Source organism: Bacteroides sp. NSJ-39 (genome assembly GCF_014287315.1).
Classification (GTDB): Bacteria; Bacteroidota; Bacteroidia; order Bacteroidales; family Bacteroidaceae; genus Bacteroides; species Bacteroides finegoldii.
Map to the genome: position 1 here is coordinate 12,826 of NZ_JACOOB010000001.1, position 19,516 is coordinate 32,341.

The 19,516-nt window shown below is 43.5% G+C and carries 17 protein-coding genes and 1 pseudogene; 12 read left to right on the forward strand and 6 right to left on the reverse strand.

Annotated features, from left to right (window positions below; genetic code table 11):
• The first annotated feature begins 31 nt into the window (after positions 1-31).
• The 8 genes from H8S63_RS00065 (at position 32) to H8S63_RS00100 (ending at position 7,344) form a co-directional block, all read left to right on the forward strand.
• Complete coding sequence (locus H8S63_RS00065; RefSeq protein WP_007752549.1) at positions 32-766, forward strand: YebC/PmpR family DNA-binding transcriptional regulator; 735 nt, start codon at positions 32-34, stop codon at positions 764-766.
• Between the two features lie 6 nt (positions 767-772).
• The gene (locus H8S63_RS00070; RefSeq protein WP_007752551.1) at positions 773-1,018 is read left to right on the forward strand and encodes a TIGR03905 family TSCPD domain-containing protein; all 246 of its coding nucleotides are present in this window, start codon (positions 773-775) and stop codon (positions 1,016-1,018) included.
• Between the two features lie 225 nt (positions 1,019-1,243).
• Positions 1,244-2,497, forward strand: a complete 1,254-nt coding sequence (locus H8S63_RS00075; RefSeq protein WP_007752553.1) for an Nramp family divalent metal transporter — start codon at positions 1,244-1,246, stop codon at positions 2,495-2,497.
• Between the two features lie 29 nt (positions 2,498-2,526).
• On the forward strand, positions 2,527-3,291 hold the full coding sequence (locus tag H8S63_RS00080; protein ID WP_032839541.1) for an exodeoxyribonuclease III: 765 nt from the start codon (positions 2,527-2,529) through the stop codon (positions 3,289-3,291).
• 41 nt (positions 3,292-3,332) lie between these two features.
• The gene (locus H8S63_RS00085) at positions 3,333-3,791 is read left to right on the forward strand and encodes a C-GCAxxG-C-C family protein (protein ID WP_186925360.1); all 459 of its coding nucleotides are present in this window, start codon (positions 3,333-3,335) and stop codon (positions 3,789-3,791) included.
• Positions 3,792-3,945: 154 nt separating this feature from the next.
• Positions 3,946-4,146: a winged helix-turn-helix domain-containing protein gene (locus tag H8S63_RS00090; protein WP_004295603.1), complete on the forward strand. Its 201-nt coding sequence runs from the start codon at positions 3,946-3,948 to the stop codon at positions 4,144-4,146.
• A 129-nt stretch (positions 4,147-4,275) separates the two neighbouring features.
• The gene (gene lepA, locus H8S63_RS00095) at positions 4,276-6,057 is read left to right on the forward strand and encodes a translation elongation factor 4 (protein ID WP_007752572.1); all 1,782 of its coding nucleotides are present in this window, start codon (positions 4,276-4,278) and stop codon (positions 6,055-6,057) included.
• Between the two features lie 87 nt (positions 6,058-6,144).
• Positions 6,145-7,344: a sodium:proton antiporter gene (locus tag H8S63_RS00100; RefSeq protein ID WP_186925361.1), complete on the forward strand. Its 1,200-nt coding sequence runs from the start codon at positions 6,145-6,147 to the stop codon at positions 7,342-7,344.
• A gap of 52 nt (positions 7,345-7,396) precedes the next feature.
• Here the strand turns inward: H8S63_RS00100 and H8S63_RS00105 are convergent, their stop codons facing one another.
• The gene (locus tag H8S63_RS00105) at positions 7,397-8,629 is read right to left on the reverse strand and encodes a DNA recombination protein RmuC (protein ID WP_007752581.1); all 1,233 of its coding nucleotides are present in this window, start codon (positions 8,627-8,629) and stop codon (positions 7,397-7,399) included.
• Positions 8,629-9,483, reverse strand: a complete 855-nt coding sequence (gene map, locus H8S63_RS00110; RefSeq protein ID WP_007761064.1) for a type I methionyl aminopeptidase — start codon at positions 9,481-9,483, stop codon at positions 8,629-8,631. The genes H8S63_RS00105 and map overlap by 1 nt, the downstream gene beginning before the upstream one ends.
• 312 nt (positions 9,484-9,795) lie before the next feature.
• Between map and H8S63_RS00115 the strand changes: the two are divergent.
• A pseudogene (locus H8S63_RS00115) lies at positions 9,796-10,260 on the forward strand (hypothetical protein); the annotation flags it as partial.
• Here the strand turns inward: H8S63_RS00115 and H8S63_RS00120 are convergent.
• Positions 10,257-11,891, reverse strand: coding sequence for a B12-binding domain-containing radical SAM protein (locus H8S63_RS00120; RefSeq protein WP_186925362.1), 1,635 nt, complete (start codon positions 11,889-11,891; stop codon positions 10,257-10,259). The pseudogene H8S63_RS00115 and the gene H8S63_RS00120 sit on opposite strands and share 4 nt — an antisense overlap.
• 110 nt (positions 11,892-12,001) lie before the next feature.
• On the opposite strand from H8S63_RS00120, the gene H8S63_RS00125 reads away from it, so the two are divergent.
• Positions 12,002-12,415, forward strand: a complete 414-nt coding sequence (locus tag H8S63_RS00125; protein WP_022275114.1) for a hypothetical protein — start codon at positions 12,002-12,004, stop codon at positions 12,413-12,415.
• A 158-nt stretch (positions 12,416-12,573) separates the two neighbouring features.
• On the opposite strand, the gene H8S63_RS00130 is transcribed toward H8S63_RS00125, so the two are convergent.
• A complete protein-coding gene (locus H8S63_RS00130; RefSeq protein ID WP_007752679.1) occupies positions 12,574-13,494 on the reverse strand; it encodes an RluA family pseudouridine synthase in 921 nt (306 codons plus the stop codon).
• 115 nt (positions 13,495-13,609) lie between these two features.
• The gene (gene rlmD, locus H8S63_RS00135) at positions 13,610-14,980 is read right to left on the reverse strand and encodes a 23S rRNA (uracil(1939)-C(5))-methyltransferase RlmD (protein WP_222619537.1); all 1,371 of its coding nucleotides are present in this window, start codon (positions 14,978-14,980) and stop codon (positions 13,610-13,612) included.
• Positions 14,981-15,227: 247 nt separating this feature from the next.
• Between rlmD and ppdK the strand changes: the two genes are divergently transcribed.
• Both ppdK and H8S63_RS00145 read left to right on the forward strand, forming a co-directional pair.
• Complete coding sequence (ppdK, locus tag H8S63_RS00140) at positions 15,228-17,948, forward strand: pyruvate, phosphate dikinase (RefSeq protein WP_022275111.1); 2,721 nt, start codon at positions 15,228-15,230, stop codon at positions 17,946-17,948.
• 267 nt (positions 17,949-18,215) lie between these two features.
• On the forward strand, positions 18,216-18,728 hold the full coding sequence (locus H8S63_RS00145) for an outer membrane beta-barrel protein (RefSeq protein ID WP_186925363.1): 513 nt from the start codon (positions 18,216-18,218) through the stop codon (positions 18,726-18,728).
• 126 nt (positions 18,729-18,854) lie between these two features.
• Here H8S63_RS00145 and H8S63_RS00150 read toward each other — a convergent pair whose 3' ends face one another.
• Positions 18,855-19,463 carry a thiamine phosphate synthase gene (locus tag H8S63_RS00150; RefSeq protein ID WP_007755052.1) on the reverse strand — a complete coding sequence of 203 codons (609 nt, stop codon included), beginning with the start codon at positions 19,461-19,463 and terminating at the stop codon, positions 18,855-18,857.
• Between the last annotated feature and the right edge of the window lie 53 nt (positions 19,464-19,516).

Genomic DNA, 19,516 nt, shown 5'->3' on the forward strand with positions numbered 1-19,516 from the left:
GTTTAAAATTTCAATCTAAAAATATAAACCAATGGGAAGAGCATTTGAATATAGAAAAGCTACCAAGCTGAAGAGATGGGGCCACATGGCTAAAACATTTACAAGACTGGGTAAACAAATCGCTATTGCTGTAAAGGCAGGTGGTCCGGAACCCGAAAACAACCCGACACTCCGTTCGGTGATCGCTACTTGTAAGCGTGAAAACATGCCGAAGGATAACATCGAGCGTGCCATCAAGAATGCGATGGGTAAAGACCAGAGTGACTATAAGGGCATGACGTATGAGGGATACGGCCCTCACGGAGTAGCTGTATTCGTAGATACACTTACCGACAACCCTACCCGTACTGTAGCGGACGTGCGTTCCGTTTTCAACAAATTCGGCGGAAACTTGGGTACAATGGGTTCTTTGGCATTTCTTTTCGACCATAAGTGTATTTTCACTTTCAAGAAGAAAGAGGACTTGGATATGGAAGAACTGATTCTTGACCTGATAGATTATAATGTAGAAGATGAATATGATGAAGATGAGGAAGAAGGAACAATTACGATCTATGGTGATCCTAAGAGCTATGCCGCCATTCAGAAACATTTGGAAGAATGTGGTTTCGAAGATGTCGGTGGAGACTTCACTTATATCCCGAACGATCTGAAAGAGGTTACTCCGGAACAGCGTGAGACATTAGATAAGATGGTGGAACGTTTGGAAGAATTTGACGACGTGCAGACCGTTTATACCAATATGCAACCGGAAGGCGAAGAATAGCAGTTCATGGAATATGTTTATAAGACGAAAGGCACTTGCAGCACCAACATTGAACTGAATGTGGAAGATGGAGTGGTGAAAGAAGTGGCCTTTTGGGGAGGATGCAACGGCAATCTTCAAGGTCTTTCGCGCCTGGTAAAGGGAATGAAGGTGGAGGACGTGATAAGTAAACTTGAAGGAGTACGCTGTGGTGGCAGACCCACTTCGTGTCCGGACCAGTTATGCCGTGCATTGCATGAGATGGGGTATTGATATCATCCGGTCTCAAGTATAAGATAGGAAACGCGGATTAACGCAAATTATCGCAGATTAAATTTAATCTTTGTGTAGGTTTGCGTTGATCCGCATTCTTTTATGATACTGCTTTGGGCTTTTGATGTTAGTAGCGTTTTCCTTATTTGTCGGTATTTTGAACCAAAATTGATCCCTACTCGTTATTTATAAGTATATTTGTACTGAATAAACTATTATGCAGCAATGAAGAATCTTTTTCAAGACTTAAAACGCAAAGATCATAAACGCTATTTGGGCGGACTGGATGTTTTCAAATATATTGGTCCGGGACTTCTGGTGACTGTCGGATTTATAGATCCCGGAAACTGGGCTTCTAATTTTGCCGCCGGATCCGAATTCGGCTATTCATTACTGTGGGTGGTTACCTTGTCCACGATTATGCTGATCATCCTTCAACATAATGTTGCTCACTTGGGGATTGTCACCGGACTTTGCCTTTCGGAAGCTGCCACCAAATATACTCCCAAATGGGTATCCCGTCCTATTCTTGGTACGGCGGTGCTGGCTTCCATCTCTACTTCGCTGGCAGAGATTCTGGGTGGAGCCATCGCATTGGAAATGCTGTTCGATATTCCTATTGTATGGGGAGCTGTGCTGACTACGCTTTTTGTGTCCATCATGCTTTTCACCAATTCCTATAAAAAAATAGAACGTTCCATCATTGCGTTTGTGTCTGTCATCGGACTTTCGTTTATTTATGAACTTTTCTTGGTGCAGATAGACTGGCCGGCTGCAACAGCGGGGTGGGTGACTCCTTCGTTTCCCGAAGGAAGTATGTTGATAATCATGAGCGTGCTGGGAGCGGTGGTAATGCCTCATAACCTGTTTTTGCATTCGGAAGTGATACAGAGTCACGAGTATAACAAGAAAGATGATGCATCTATCAAGAAAGTACTGAAATATGAATTGTTCGATACGCTGTTCTCAATGGTTATCGGTTGGGCGATTAACAGTGCCATGATTCTGCTGGCTGCCGCGACTTTCTTTAAAAGCGGCATTCAAGTGGAGGAACTGCAACAGGCCAAGTCCTTGCTGGAACCGTTGCTGGGCAGCAACGCTGCCATTGTATTTGCTTTGGCATTGCTGATGGCGGGCATTTCGTCCACCATTACAAGCGGGATGGCGGCAGGTTCCATCTTTGCCGGTATTTTCGGTGAGTCTTATCACATCAAAGACAGTCACTCGCAAGTGGGAGTCCTTTTATCGCTAGGAATCGCCTTATTGCTGATTTTCTTTATCGGAGATCCTTTTAAGGGGCTGATTATTTCGCAGATGATACTTAGTATCCAATTGCCTTTCACGGTCTTTCTGCAAGTCGGACTGACATCTTCCCGAAAGGTGATGGGGAATTATGTGAATAGTCGTTGGAGCACATTTGTGCTGTATACTATTGCGATAATTGTATCCGTACTGAATATCATGCTTCTGTTTTCCTAAAATAAACGTGAATCAATAAATATATAATGATGAAGATTATAACTTATAATGTGAACGGCTTGCGTGCTGCTGTCTCCAAAGGTTTCCCGGAATGGCTGGCGCAGGAAAATCCGGATATTCTTTGTCTGCAAGAGACAAAACTACAGCCGGATCAATACCCGGCGGAAGTGTTTGAAGCATTGGGCTATAAGTCGTATTTGTATTCGGCACAGAAAAAAGGATATAGCGGAGTGGCCATATTGACCAAGCAAGAACCTGACCACGTGGAATACGGGATGGGAATCGAAGCATACGATAATGAAGGCCGTTTTATCCGTGCGGACTTCGGCGATTTGTCGGTGGTAAGCGTGTACCACCCTTCGGGGACTAGCGGGGACGAACGCCAGGCATTCAAGATGGTGTGGCTGGAGGATTTTCAGAAATACGTGACAGAGCTGCGGAAGACACGTCCGAATCTGATTCTTTGCGGTGATTATAATATATGCCATGAACCGATTGATATTCATGATCCTGTCCGTAATGCGAAGAATAGCGGTTTCCTCCCCGAAGAACGGGAATGGATGACGCGTTTTCTCTCGGCAGGCTTTATTGATTCTTTCCGTCTGCTTTATCCGGAAAAACAGGAGTATACCTGGTGGAGTTACCGTTTTAATTCGCGTGCCAAAAATAAAGGCTGGCGAATAGATTATTGTATGACCAGCGAGCCGGTACGCCGATGGCTGAAGAGTGCGCGGATTCTGAATGAGGCGGTGCATTCCGATCATTGTCCGATGGTGTTGGAGATTGACCGTTGAGTTTTTAGGGTCGGGATGAATAATAATAAAAAGACAATAGTATGGAAGATAGAGTACAAAAAGCAGTAGAGTTTTTTAAAAGCGGATACAATTGTTCACAGTCCGTAGTGGCAGCTTTTGCAGATATGTACGGATTCACGCAGGAACAGGCTCTGCGCATGGGGGCATCCTTTGGTGGAGGAATAGGCCGGATGCGCGAAACTTGTGGTGCTGCTTGCGGTATGTTCTTGGTGGCAGGACTCGAAACCGGAGCTACGGAAGCGACAGACCGCGAGGGAAAGGCGGCAAATTATGCAGTTGTCCAGGAATTGGCTGCTGAGTTTAAAAAACGCAACGGGTCGCTGATTTGTGGCGAATTGTTGGGATTGAAGAAAAAAGAACTGGTCTCAAATGTTCCGGAAGAACGTACTGCTCAATATTATAGCAAACGTCCTTGTGCGAAAATGGTGGAAGAAGCGGCGAGAATCTGGTCTGAATATCTCGAAAACCATCCCAAATAAAGGAAAAAAGCCATTATTCTTACAAAATCAATAAAAAAAACTTCAATAAAGTGTTCTATAACATAAAAATAGCTATCTTTGTCCCCGAAATAAAATCTGAAAGTCTTTCAAGACCGGATGATTTAAAGCATGTCTAACTAAAATTTCAAAGCAAATGTTGAAAGAAAAAGCAGGTGTGATTGCAGGTACTATCTGGAATGCACTGAATGAAACAGAAGGAATGACTGCCAAGCAATTGAAGAAAGCAACTAAATTGGTTGACAAAGATTTGTTCCTCGGACTTGGCTGGTTATTGAGAGAAGACAAAGTCTCTGTGGAAGAAGTTGAAGGTGAACTCTTCATCAAATTGATCTAAGCGAGTAACTCACTTAAGCAATAAAAAAATGCGTTGGTACATTATCATAATGTTATCAACGCATTTTTTTATATTCCGCCATTTACGTATCTTTGCACACCGAAAAAGACAAAATAATAAGAATTCAGAATGAAGAATATTCGAAATTTCTGCATTATAGCCCACATTGATCATGGTAAGTCAACTCTGGCCGACCGTTTGTTGGAGTATACCAACACTATTCAGGTGACTTCAGGGCAGATGCTTGACGACATGGACTTGGAGAAGGAGAGAGGTATCACAATCAAGAGCCATGCCATCCAGATGGAGTATAATTATAAGGGTGAGAAGTATATCCTGAACTTGATTGATACTCCGGGACACGTGGACTTTTCCTATGAGGTGTCCCGTTCTATCGCAGCCTGTGAAGGTGCGTTGCTGATTGTCGATGCATCTCAAGGAGTACAGGCACAGACCATTTCCAATCTGTATATGGCTATCGAGCATGATCTTGAAATTATTCCTGTAATCAATAAATGCGATATGGCAAGCGCCATGCCGGAAGAGGTGGAAGATGAAATTGTCGAACTGCTGGGCTGCAAGCGTGAGGAAATCATACGTGCTTCCGGTAAGACGGGTATGGGGGTGGAAGAGATTCTCGCAGCCGTAATCGAACGTATTCCCCATCCGGTAGGAGATGAGGAAGCGCCGCTGCAAGCATTGATCTTCGATTCCGTATTCAACTCTTTCCGTGGTATTATCGCCTATTTCAAGATTGAGAACGGAGTGATTCGGAAAGGGGATAAGGTGAAGTTCTTCAATACGGGTAAAGAATATGACGCTGACGAGGTCGGGGTATTGAAGATGGAGCTGGTTCCTCGCAATGAGCTTCGTACGGGAGATGTTGGGTATATTATTTCCGGTATTAAAACTTCAAAAGAGGTGAAAGTGGGAGATACCATCACTCATGTGGGCCGTCCGTGCGCGCAGGCTATCGCCGGATTTGAGGAAGTGAAGCCGATGGTATTTGCGGGAGTTTATCCGATTGAGGCGGAAGATTTTGAAGATTTGCGCGCTTCGTTGGAAAAATTGCAGTTGAACGACGCTTCTTTGACTTTCCAGCCGGAGTCTTCATTGGCATTGGGTTTTGGTTTCCGTTGCGGTTTTCTGGGATTGCTCCACATGGAGATCGTGCAGGAACGGCTTGATCGCGAATTCGACATGAATGTGATCACTACCGTGCCCAACGTATCTTATAATATATATGACAAACAGGGAGAGATGAAGGAGGTGCATAATCCCGGTGGTATGCCCGACCCGACATTGATCGATCATATCGAGGAACCCTATATCAAGGCTTCCATCATCACCACTACCGATTATATCGGCCCCATTATGACGCTTTGTCTGGGGAAACGCGGAGAACTTCTTAAACAGGAATATATTTCCGGCAATCGTGTGGAGATCTTTTATAATATGCCTTTGGGGGAAATTGTGATCGACTTCTATGACCGTTTGAAGAGTATTTCGAAAGGGTATGCATCGTTTGACTATCATCCCAACGGTTTCAGACCTTCCAAGCTGGTGAAACTGGATATTATGCTGAACGGCGAGCCGGTGGACGCTCTGTCTACGCTGATCCATTTCGACAATGCCTATGATATGGGACGCCGGATGTGTGAGAAATTGAAAGAACTGATTCCCCGCCAACAGTTTGAGATTGCTATCCAGGCGGCTATTGGAGCTAAGATTATAGCGCGTGAAACCATCAAGGCAGTCCGTAAAGACGTAACAGCCAAATGTTACGGTGGCGACGTAAGCCGTAAACGAAAACTGCTTGAAAAGCAGAAGAGGGGTAAGAAACGGATGAAGCAGATTGGCAACGTGGAGGTTCCTCAGAAAGCCTTCCTTGCCGTACTGAAATTGGATTAAAACATTGCCGCAAGCAATTTTTCAGAGATATGCGCTGAACAAATTGACTTGCGGTTAGTTTTTAATATACCAGCAACAACTATAAATATGAGAAAAGTACTGTCTTTTTCGGGCTTCCTGATGTTGGGGCTCGTCATTTCACAATTCCTGCCAATGATAGCAGGAGAGGGGTATGGAGTTGTCAAGTCCATTTCTAACGTATTGCTTTATGTATGTCTTAGTTTTATAATGATTAACGTGGGCCGGGAATTTGTTCTTGACAAGTCCCGCTGGAAAAGTTATGCCGAAGATTATTTTATAGCGATGGCGACGGCTGCTCTCCCTTGGTTTATGATTGCTATTTATTATGTGTTCATATTACTTCCGCACGATTACTGGAATAGCTGGGAGGCATGGAAAGAGAATCTGTTGCTAAGCCGTTTTGCCGCCCCTACCTCTGCGGGTATCTTATTTACAATGCTGGCTGCTATCGGATTGAAATCCAGTTGGATTTATAAGAAAATACAGGTGTTGGCTATCTTCGATGATCTGGACACGATTATCCTGATGATTCCTCTTCAGATTATGATGATCGGTTTGCGCTGGCAGTTGATTATTGTAGTGGTGATTGTGTTTCTATTGCTGTCTATCGGCTGGCAGCGATTGAATAAATATGATTGGCGGCAGGATTGGAAGGCTATCCTCTTTTATTCTGTTATTATATTTCTGGCTACTCAGATACTTTATCTTGGCAGCAAGGAACTATACGGAGAAGCGGGAAGCATTCATATCGAAGTGCTTTTACCGGCATTTGTTTTGGGAATGATCATGAAGCATAAAGAGCATGATACACCGGTTGAACGGTCGGTTGCTACGGGAATCTCCTTTCTGTTTATGTTCCTGGTGGGGATGAGTATGCCTCATTTTATCGGAGTGAACTTTGCGGAGACTCATGCCGGTACACATTCGGTGACCGGTTCGCAGGAAATGATGTCGTGGGGAATGATTCTATTCCATGTCGTGATTGTTTCTTTACTGTCAAATCTAGGAAAACTTTGTCCGATGTTCTTCTATCGCGACCGGAAGTTGAGTGAGCGCCTGGCTCTTTCGATCGGTATGTTTACCCGTGGCGAAGTGGGAGCGGGGATTATTTTCATAGCATTAGGATATAATCTGGGAGGTCCGGCATTGGTGATTTCAGTATTGACTTTGGTCTTGAACCTTATTTTGACAGGAATCTTTGTGCTTTGGGTGAAAAAACTGGCGCTGCGTTCCGTTACGACAAAGGGCACAACGATTCGTTCTTGACAAACATATTCTGATGATTATATCCGTAATGCAACTCTGATAGCCTGTGAGACTATTCTTCCTCTTCTTCTATTCCGTCAATAGGTAAAATTTTCCGGCTTTCTTCATGGGGTAACTGTTCCACTTGCCGTAGTTTGCGTTCAATGGCACGTGTCCGTTTCCCCATCACTTCTTCCAGTTGGTCGCCGGCACTTTGGAGGTTCTTTTGTACCTTTTCAAGCAGTCCTCCGAACTTGCCGAATTCTGTCTTGACAGCTCCCAATACAGTCCACACTTCTCCGGTACGCTTTTGGATCGCCAGGGTGCGGAAGCCCATTTGCAGACTGTTGAGGATAGCGCCTAATGTCGTCGGTCCGGTCACTACAATTTTATATTCTTTTTGGAGTGTCTCTACGAGGCTGGTACGGCGGATAACTTCAGCGTAGATACTTTCGAATGGCAAAAACATGATGGCAAAGTCCGTAGTGAAAGGTGGGTCCACATACTTGTCATGAATATCTTTTGCCATCTTCTTGATCGTATTTTCCAGTTGCTTGCCGGATGACTCCATCAGTGCGGTATCTCCGGCCTCGAATGCATCATAATACTGTTCGTAAATATCTTTGGGGAATTTAGCGTCAATCGGGAGGTAAACAGTGCTGTTGGCGTCATCTTTTCCCGGAAGTTTAATAGCAAACTCGACGAATTCTGTTCCGCTCTTTTTTGTTTTGACATTGGCATCGTACTGTTCCGGACTCATCATCTGTTCCAATAAAGCACCCAGTTGGACTTCTCCGAATGTGCCCCGCATTTTCACATTGCTCAATACCTTTTTCAGTCCGCCGACATCTTGGGCGAGAGATTTCATTTCTCCCAGCCCTTTCTGCACATTTTCCAGTTGCGAACGGACTATCTCGAAGGATTGCCCAATTCGTTCGTTCAGTGTTTTTTGCAGTTTCTCCTCCACCATCAGACGCATATCATCCAAACGTTTCTCGGTGGATTTTATTAACGTTTCCTGCTGGCGGGCCATCATGTCGAACTTTTGCCGTTGCAGTTCTCCGGTAGTCATCATGTTTTTGTGCAGAACGTCTTGAAGTTGCTGCATATTCTGGTTGAGCGTCTGCGTCATTTCCATGCGGAGTTCCCGGATACTGCGGTTCAGTTCCTCCCGGTTCTCTTGCATTTGTTGGCGCAGGGCTATCTGTAATTGTTCCGCTTGCGTTTGATTGTTGCCTTTCGTCAGAGCCAATACCAGCAGGACTGTCACTAATATGGCAATCGCAATGAGTAGAATCAGTTCCATCAATATGTAAGAATTTCGTTTCCGGTTTCAGTAATCAGAATCATGTTTTCCCATTGGGCGGAAGGCAGTCCGTCGTCCGTGCAGACTGTCCATCCGTCGGCTTCGTCTACGAATACTTCGTAAGTTCCCATGTTGATCATCGGTTCGATGGTAAAAGTCATTCCCGGCACGATCATCATGCCAGTGCCTCGCCGTCCGAAATGTTCTACATCCGGCTCTTCATGGAACTTCATCCCTACGCCATGTCCGCAAAGATCACGTACCACACTGAATCCGTTCTTCTCGGCATGCGCTTGGATAGCTGCGCCTACATCTCCCAATTGCTTCCAGGGTTGTGCGGCTGCAATACCTATTTCCATACATTCTTTGGTCACTTGAACCAATTTGCGCATTTCAGGGCTGACCTCTCCAATCATAAACATCCGGGATGCATCGGAGAAATATCCTTTGTAAATGGTAGAAACGTCTACGTTGATAATATCACCGCTTCTGAGAATCTCGTGCTTGTTGGGTATCCCATGACACACTACATCATTGATACTTGTGCAGACGCTTTTGGGAAATCCTTCATAGTTGAGCGGTGCGGGAATAGCTCCGTGGGCGGTTGTGAAATCATACACCATCACATCGATCTCTTCTGTGGACATCCCTTCACGGATATTCTCCGAAATATAGTCCAGCAACGCTGTATTGATTTTTGCGCTTTCACGAATCCCTTCCAGTTGCTCGGGGGTACGGAGTACCTTACGTGGCGGAAGTTTGTATCCTTGTTTTCTGTATTTCTGTATTTTCTCTTCTACTGCAGCCGGATAATTGGAGGGAGTAAACCGGAATCCCTTGATAAAGTTCTTCATTATTATATGATATTTAAAATCGACAGCAAAGGTACGAGATTTAATGGAAGATGTAGCTTTTGGGCTTTTAAAACTTTTCAGGCTCGGTGGTGAGAGTCGATTTTATTGGATTTGTATTATACGATTTGTATAATACGAATGTAATCGGACAAAAAGTTTTTGAAACGTTGAATACTAAAAGTAGGAAAGCGTTTATGGCATTGGTGCAGGGATTGAGATCTATTAATGCGAAGTTTGGTTTTGATCCCATCACTGCCACTTTGACTTTTAGCCTGTAGCTGGAGGATATCAGTCATCCGGAATTTACATTGGCCGATGATTGTTTGTCTGGATACTTCCGGAAGCATGGTAGGCATTCCGGAGAAAATAGCTTATTCTTTGTTGATGAAACTATTGGAAATAGCCGACAGGCAACGCCGTCCTTGTTTCCTGATCGCTTTTTCTGTTTCGATATGTCCGATTGATGTCCGCAAGGAACGGGCCCGTTTGCTTGATTTCTTTTCTACCACCTCTTGCGGGGACACGGATGCCACCCGGATGCTGAAAGCTACTTTCGACTTACTTCAATCGAAGAAAGAGTATATGAATGCGGATGTTTTATGGATTACTGATTTTAAAATACCGCTTCCCTCACCGAAGTTGACTGACCGGATATTGGAATATAGAAAGGCGGATACACATTTTTATGGCTTGCAGCTTGGCATTGCTGAGAATGAATGGATTCCTTTCTTCGATCGAGTTTACAGAGCCGATTATCCGGTTGCCCGTTGTTATTAATTTTTTGCCTTAAATACGGGTTGTATCTTTTGAATCTCCGATTCGAACCCAAACCAATAGCCATGTTCTGCTTCATCAGTGGGGAGGAAACATAGCCGTAAATTCTCACGATAAGTTCCGTATACTATTTCCCATTTCTCGGGTGGGACTTGGCGTTTGGTCCTTACTTTTTCCGCCGGAGCTTTCTTTAATGACATACCGGCCTCTATCCATGCGATACTGACTTGCGTCAGATAACCGGGATAATGCTTTTTACAGAAATCATATAAGATTAATCCTCTTCTTTCCAGACTTAGAGGGGTGTCTATGACGTCTGTCCGAACCAAATGATCAAGTAGCTCATGTAGGAAATGAGGATTCTCCAGAATTAATGTCCGTGTGATCGTCCGCCAGGTGGGAGTATTATAGAATCCATCCAAAAGACGGGACAGATAGTGGGCTGTTTGTAATTCTTCTACTGAGATTTCACGGGTTTGCAATACTTCGTATGGGGGAAGCGGAGAATATTGAATGCCCAATTCTTCTGCTCTTCTTCGCATTTCTGTGCCCGGAAGTAACTTTAATGATTCCAGTTGTATTTCCCCTGCACCATATTCTGCAAGTGTACGGACATCTTCAAATATTTCTGTCAGATGATAGAGGGGGAGACCTGCTATCAGATCGGCATGGGTTTCCATGTTCTTTAATGAACAGAGGTATTTCAATCCTTCGAGGGCGTCGGATAGTTTTCCGATACGGTGGCTTTGTTCCAAAACAGGTTCCCGCAAACTTTGAATGCCGGCTTCCAAATGCAATAAACCATCGGGTAAAGCAGCCAGTTCATTCTTTAACTCTTCGGAAAGGAGTGCCGGGTGAATTTCCAGGTGGAAACGGATATCCGGATATTTACGGAAAAGATTCAAGAGGTCTTTGGCTCTTTTGTTGTTATAATTGAACGTACGGTCGAGTACACGCACATTTTTAATACCATGCTGATGAATATTATCCAAACGTTCGCGGATGGCTTCCAATGGGATGGTACGGACAGGCTTTTCGCCGCCACTGACACAGAATGCGCAGGTATTGAAGCAACCTCGTGTCGTTTCCAGTTGGACAAAGGGTTTGCTCCAATTAAAGAAACGGCTTCTCTCCGGGGAAACCAATGCGGAAAAGTTCATGACGCGGGCAATACCGTTGTCTTGATATTCTTCCGATTCGTCAAGATAGCAGAGGCCTGTGATTGATTTCCATTCTTTTCTTGGTCGATTCCACACCTTTAACCATAATGGAAATACTTCTTCTCCCTCTCCCCGAAACACTCCGTTGACAAATTTGTTCTTGAATAGAAAGTCTTTGTTGTCTCCTAAAAATTCGGGACCTCCGAGTATGATACAGCATTGTGGAAGCAGTGCTTTGGAGCGTGAGACAATGTGTAACAGTTGCTCATGATTAAATAGCCAATTGGTAGCTGCAATAATATCCGGTTGGTGTTGATAGATCTGTTTGACGATGTTACCGGTGTTTTCATTAATTGTTGCGGAGACCATACACCATTCGACTGTGGTGTCATCTGCTATTTGCGCGTGCAAGGCAGGCAATGCCAAAGATGAATGGGCGTATGAACTATTTAAATCAAGCCAAAGAAGTTTCATGTGAGAATTTTAAATTATTTGGCAAAGGTACGAAAAACTTATGGCTTGTGGTATATAGTAAAATAAAAATGCTAATTTTGTATTTGTAAACGAAATAAACTAGAAAAGATATGAAACTGATTAAGAAATATGCGGGGCTTCTACTTATGCTGACTTTATTGGTCGGCTTTACTTCGTGTGAGAGTGAAGATGAGACGGAATTTAATCTGCCAGGTGAGTGGTATACTAATGAAGAAATAGATTATGGCGCATATACGTGGGGAAGAGGTACAGTAATGACTTTCAATGCGAGGAATCAAGGGACAATTGGTTCAATAGGCGACCCAAATTATTTGCTTTTTGAGTGGGAGTGGATTGATGGAGGATATAATTCAATGGAACTGCATTTTTATGGTGATGGCACTTATGCTTACATTTGGGGAGCGGAAGCTACCGGCAGGACATTTAGTGGAACATGGTATAATACATGGCAAGATTTCAGGGATAGGATAAATGGGCAACCTTTTTATATGCGTCGTCAGTAAAGTAATAGCATAGTGTCATAATGAGTGATAAAATGCGGATTAACGCAAATTATCGCAGAAATGATTTAAGTCGTTGATTTATATTTATCATTGAAATGATCTGTGATAATTTGCGTTAATCTGCGTTTGGATATCCTCTCTTTATTTTGTATGAGAGTTTACTTTTTCAGAAATAATTTCTTGAAGTCTGCCGGATAAGGAGTCTCAAACTCCATCAAATCTCCTGTTATCGGATGATAGAAACACAGCTTGAAAGCGTGAAGTGCCATTCGACCGATAGGGTTAGGAGTATTTTCACCACCATATCTTCCGTCTCCGATAATCGGATGTCCCAGATCCTGCATATGTACACGGATTTGATTCTTACGGCCTGTCTCTAAGTCCAATTCTATCAAAGAATACCCATTGGCACGCTTGATAGTGCGATAGTGAGTGATGGATAACGCACCGCCATCATCTTGTTGACTTGAACTGACATAGAGAGTTCTGTCTGTAAGAAACGATTCTACAGTTCCATAATCCTTTTCCATGCTTCCCTCTACTACAGCTACATATCGGCGATCGGTCACTATATCATGCCAATTGTCGCGTAGTGTACGTTGCGTCTTTTCATCTTTAGCGAACATCATTAAGCCGGAAGTATCCCTATCCAGCCGATGAACGATATACACGCGGAATTGGCGTCCGGAACGTTGTACATACTCATTCAGTATTGTATATGCGGTACGTTCTTTCTGACGTTCTGTATTGACGGATAGAAGTCCTTGCATTTTCTCGACCACAATAATGTAAGCGTCCTCATATACAATTTTCAGCAGTCTGTTATTAAACTCTTTCTTTCCTTTTTCTTTGCTGATCTGCACCTTCATACCCGGCTGTAACGGGAAGTTGAACTGCGTAGTGATTACATTATCAACGAATACGACCCTTTTACTGAGTAATGATTTCAGTTTGGTACGACTTGCATCCGGCATTTTGGCAGCCAGAAACTCCATAAGTTCCATCGGTTCCTTGACTGCATAGTTGGTATATTGAGCACGTGCCTTTTCAGCGGGAGTTCTTCTCGGTCTTTTTTCCATATCTTTTTTCTTTTGATTTAATACTCACCACAGATTACACGGATTAACACGGATTATAAAATCCAACAATAAAAAATCTGTGTTAATCCGTGTAATCTGTGGTGAACCGAATTCTTTATCGGAGTTCCAATAACACTACATTTTCCACATGATGAGTATGAGGGAACATATCTACCGGTTGAACGGCTTTCACCTTATATTTCTCATCGAGCAGTTGCAAATCGCGTGCTTGAGTAGCAGGATTGCAACTTACGTAAACAATCCGTTTGGGTTCGGCAAACAGGATAACGTCGATCACATCCTGATGCATACCGGCACGGGGAGGATCTGTAATAATCACATCCGGACGTCCGTGCTGATTGATGAAGTCCTGAGTCAGCATGTCTTTCATATCACCTGCATAGAATAATGCGTTCTTGATATCATTGATTTCTGCATTGACTTTTGCATCCTCGATGGCTTCCGGTACATATTCGATACCTATTACTTGACGTGCCTGGCGTGATACGAAATTCGCAATTGTTCCTGTTCCCGTATAAAGGTCATATACCAGCTCATTTCCGGTCAGACCGGCAAATTCACGGGCCACCTTATATAGGTTGTACGCTTGTTCCGAATTTGTCTGATAGAAAGATTTCGGACCTACTTTGAAGCGCAATCCTTCCATTTCTTCAAAGATGTGGTCCTTGCCTTTGAATACGTGTACATCCAGATCATTGATAGTGTCGTTGCATTTATTATTAATAATGTATAGCAAGGAAGTGATCTCCGGGAATGAGTCGGCGACAAACTGCAATAACTGCTTGAACAACTCCATCTCATGCTCTTCCGTGATTTTACAAATCACAATTACCATCAGCTCACCGGTTGAAGACGTGCGGACAATCATGTTACGCAACATACCTTCCTGCGTGCGCAGATTGATAAAGGAATAATCATGTTCGTATGCATAGTCGCGTATCGCATTACGGATGCGGTTGGAGATATCATCTTGCAACCAGCATTTCTCAATGGCCAGCACTTTATCGAATGCTCCCGGAATGTGGAAACCTACTGCATTCATCTGGTCATACTTCACGTCTTGACGGACTTCCTCACTAGTCAGCCAGCGTTTGTTTGAGAATGTAAATTCCAGTTTATTCCGATAGAATTCGGTCTTTGCCGAACCAAGAATAGGAGAAATCTCGGGAAGCTCGATCTTTCCGATACGTTTCAGGTTATCTTCTACTTGTTTCTGTTTATATCTGATTTGTTCCGAATAGGAGAGCACTTGCCATTTGCAACCGCCGCATACACCGTAATGTTGGCAGAAAGGAACAGCGCGGTTGGGCGACAGTTCATGAAACTTCACCGCTTCTGCTTCGGCATATTTGTTCTTTTTACGCTTGATCTGAAGGTCTACTACATCGCCCGGTACTACGTATGGTACAAAAATTACCAGGTCATTTACTTTTGCGATGGCTTTCCCTTCGGCAGCCACATCCATGATTGTTACCTTCTCCAATAGGGGAAGCTCTTTTTTCTTTCTTGCCACTTTTACACCAATCTAATAATTACTTTGCAAAAGTAGGTATTTTTTTTGGAAAACTTCTGTGTCTACGGAAATATTCCAGATTGTAATGTCGAAATTGCATTTTGCTAGAAAGTTTTTTCGCAAAAAGTTTTCTGGTTTGCGAAATATCCTTAGATTTGCGAACAGAAAAAAGTCATAATGTAACTTTAAACACAATATTATGGATAAAAAAAGAGTTTATACCTTTGGAAATGGTCAGGCAGAAGGGAAGGCTGACATGAGAAACTTGTTAGGTGGTAAAGGCGCCAACCTTGCCGAAATGAATCTTATCGGTGTCCCTGTTCCTCCGGGATTTACAATCACCACAGATGTTTGTACAGAATATTACGAATTAGGAAAAGATAAAGTCGTATCTCTTTTGAAAAGTGAAGTAGAAAGAGCAATCGCCAATATAGAAACTTTGATGAAATCAAAATTCGGTGACGTTGAGAATCCGTTGTTGGTTTCTGTTCGTTCCGGTGCGCGTGCTTCCATGCCGGGCATGATGGATACGATTCTGAATCTGGGATTGAATGACGAAGTAGTGGAAGGATTGATCCGCAAAACAGGAAATGCGCGTTTTGCATGGGATTCTTACCGTCGTTTTGTACAGATGTACGGTGACGTGGTATTGGGCATGAAGCCGGTGAATAAGGAAGATGTGGACCCGTTTGAAGAAATCATCGAAGAAGTGAAACATCAGAAAGGTGTGAAACTGGATAATGAGCTGGAAGTGGAAGACTTGAAGGAATTGGTAAAACGATTCAAGGCCGCCGTAAAAGGACAGACCGGACAGGATTTCCCGAAATCAGCTTACGAACAGCTTTGGGGAGCTATCTGTGCCGTATTCAACTCATGGATGAATGAACGTGCTATTCTTTATCGTAAGATGGAAGGAATTCCTGACGAATGGGGAACAGCAGTCAGTGTACAGGCTATGGTATTCGGTAATATGGGCGAAACTTCGGCAACAGGTGTTTGTTTCTCCCGTGACGCTGCCACAGGCGAAGACCTTTTCAATGGTGAGTACCTGATTAACGCGCAGGGTGAGGATGTGGTAGCCGGTATCCGTACTCCGCAACAGATTACTAAGATAGGTTCTCAGCGTTGGGCTCAACTGGCAGGAGTCAGTGAAGAGGAACGCGCTGCCAAATATCCTTCTATGGAAGAAGCCATGCCCGAAATCTATAAAGAATTGGATGCGCTTCAAACCAAACTGGAAAATCACTATAAGGATATGCAGGATATGGAGTTCACCGTACAAGAAGGTAAACTTTGGTTCCTCCAGACACGTAACGGAAAGCGTACGGGTGCTGCTATGGTGAAGATTGCTATGGATTTGCTCCGTCAAGGCATGATTGACGAAAAGACTGCCTTGATGCGTGTGGAACCGAATAAGTTGGATGAGTTGCTCCACCCTGTATTCGATAAGGACGCTTTGAAGAAAGCTAAAATTCTAACTCGCGGTCTTCCTGCTTCTCCGGGTGCTGCTGCCGGTCAGATTGTATTCTTTGCTGATGATGCAGCCGAATGGCGTGCTGCCGGTAAGCGTGTAGTGATGGTTCGTATCGAGACTTCTCCTGAGGACCTGGCCGGTATGGCAGTTGCCGAAGGTATTCTTACTGCTCGCGGTGGTATGACTTCTCATGCTGCTGTGGTTGCACGTGGTATGGGCAAATGCTGTGTGTCGGGTGCAGGTGCTTTGAATATCGATTATAAAGCTCGTACTGTAGAAATTGACGGTGTGGTATTGAAAGAAGGAGATTATATCTCATTGAACGGAAGTACAGGTATAGTATATAATGGCAAGGTGGAAACGAAGGCTGCCGAACTCTCCGGTGACTTCGCCGAACTGATGGCGCTTGCCGATAAATATACCCGTCTTCAGGTACGTACCAATGCGGATACGCCTCATGATGCGACGGTAGCCCGTAATTTCGGTGCGGTGGGTATCGGTCTTTGCCGTACGGAACATATGTTCTTTGAGGGTGAGAAGATTAAGGCTATGCGTGAAATGATTCTGGCTGAAAATGCAGAAGGCCGTCGTAAGGCATTGGCTAAGATTCTTCCATATCAACAAGCCGACTTTAAAGGTATCTTTAAGGCAATGGCGGGTTGTCCTGTGACTGTACGTCTGCTCGATCCTCCTTTGCATGAGTTCGTTCCTCACGATCTGAAAGGACAGCGGGAAATGGCAGATACTATGGGAGTGAGCCTGCAATATATCCAACAGCGTGTGGAATCATTGTGTGAGCACAATCCGATGTTGGGACACCGTGGCTGTCGTTTGGGAAATACATATCCGGAGATTACACAGATGCAGACACGCGCTATCTTGGGTGCTGCTTTGGAATTGAAGAAAGAAGGAGTGGAGACTCATCCGGAAATTATGGTTCCGTTGACCGGTATTCTGTATGAATTCAAAGAACAGGAAAAGGTGATCCGTGCCGAAGCTAAGAAATTGTTTGAGGAAATGGGAGACAGCATTGATTTCAAAGTTGGTACTATGATCGAAATACCTCGTGCAGCCTTGACTGCCGACCGTATTGCTTCTTCTGCGGAATTCTTCTCATTCGGTACAAATGACTTGACGCAGATGACTTTCGGTTACTCTCGTGATGATATTGCTTCTTTCCTCCCTGTATATTTGGAAAAGAAGATTTTGAAAGTAGACCCGTTCCAGGTTCTCGACCAGAATGGGGTAGGACAGTTGGTTCGTATGGCAACGGAAAAAGGCCGTGCCATCCGTCCGGATTTGAAATGCGGTATTTGTGGTGAACATGGTGGTGAACCTTCTTCTGTGAAGTTCTGCCACAGAGTAGGATTGAACTACGTAAGTTGTTCGCCGTTCCGAGTGCCTATTGCAAGATTGGCAGCGGCGCAGGCAGCTATAGAAGGATAGTCAAATACACTGGTTAGGTACTTAACTATCTGTTATGTAGGCTGTAATCATCTCATAGAGTTGATTGCAGCCTATTTTTTTCAGTCGATTATTTGCTATTACTAGTTGCGATGTTTACTCAAAGTTTACACTCGCTCAAGATGTGTACTTTATGAAAAACTAACTAAAAAGTTGTTTTAATCAAAAAAGGGTTATACTTTTGTTCCCCGAAAAATTAAGGTATTAGGCTTTTAAGAGGCCTGAATGTTTAACTAAAACAACGATAAAATGAAAAAGATTGTAGTTTTGATTTTTGTAGTGATGGCGGCTTTGTCTGCTAAAGCACAATTTTATGTGGGTGGAAATGTGGCATTGTGGCATAATGACGATGCAGATAATACATCTTTCCTGATTGAACCGGAATTTGGATATAACTTTAGTGAACGATGGGCAGTGGGAGCTACTTTAGGATTTGCTCACAATAGCAAAGAAACAGTAGGTTTTAAAAATGCTTTTAGTTTTGCTCCTTATGTTCGTTATTCATATTACGAGAATAAAGTAGTACGTCTGTTCTTGGATGGAGGTATTGGAATTTCTTCTGTTAAATACGGTGACAACTCCGAAGGTGGCTTTGAGCTGGGGATCAAACCGGGACTTGCCATTAAATTGAATAATCACTTTAGCCTTATTGCCAAATGTGGATTCTTGGGATACAGAGATGATTATGCGTATGGTACTGATGGTTACGGATTTTCATTCGGTAGTGAAGACCTTTCATTTGGTTTCCATTACGAGTTCTGATAAAGAACCGTTGTACAATAATAAAGGAAAGGGGAATTCTCGAATATTCGGGGATTCCCTTTTCCTTTATATAAAATCTAAATCTAGTGATTGCAATATAAAATACAAGCCCGGCTCTTTATTCGCTCAATCCGATAGCTTTTTCAGTTTCTTGAAATGCTTGATTACAGCCAGATAATCACGATCGGAACAAGCATCGAATTTATTCCAAAGATCCCCCAATATAACGGCACCGCCAAAGCCGAAGTCCTTAATCTCAAGCAGATTCTCCTCATTGATACCGCCTAATGCCATTACTTTCGAGTCGATGATTTTAGCTTTTTGTGCTTCACGTAATTCTTCGGCAGTATACGTCGAATAATAGTTCACTTTAGAGATACTGTCGTAAATAGGACTCATGAAAACGTAGTCATAAAAATGTTTTCTGTTTTTCACTTCCTCCACAGAATGGCATGAACAACTGATATGTCCGTCATAATCATGTGGCTCCTTGGGATTGCGGGCATTCAGATGAATCCCCATCAAATTGAACTCCTCTTTCATATAGAAATGCTCGTGCGTGACAATACGGCGATGATATTTCTCCGGAATAAGAGTCAGTAACCGTTCAGAGTACATGGCCGGAGTTTCCGGTTTTCTAAGATGTAGAATATCCAATCCCTCTTCAAAAAGAGCAGTGATAATCTTGTCTTCTTCAACGAAGAAAGTGGGTGTGGTGACTACAATTAATTTCATTTCCCTTTGTTAAAATTGGATTCTTTAGCAAAGTTACTAATTAACTATATCAG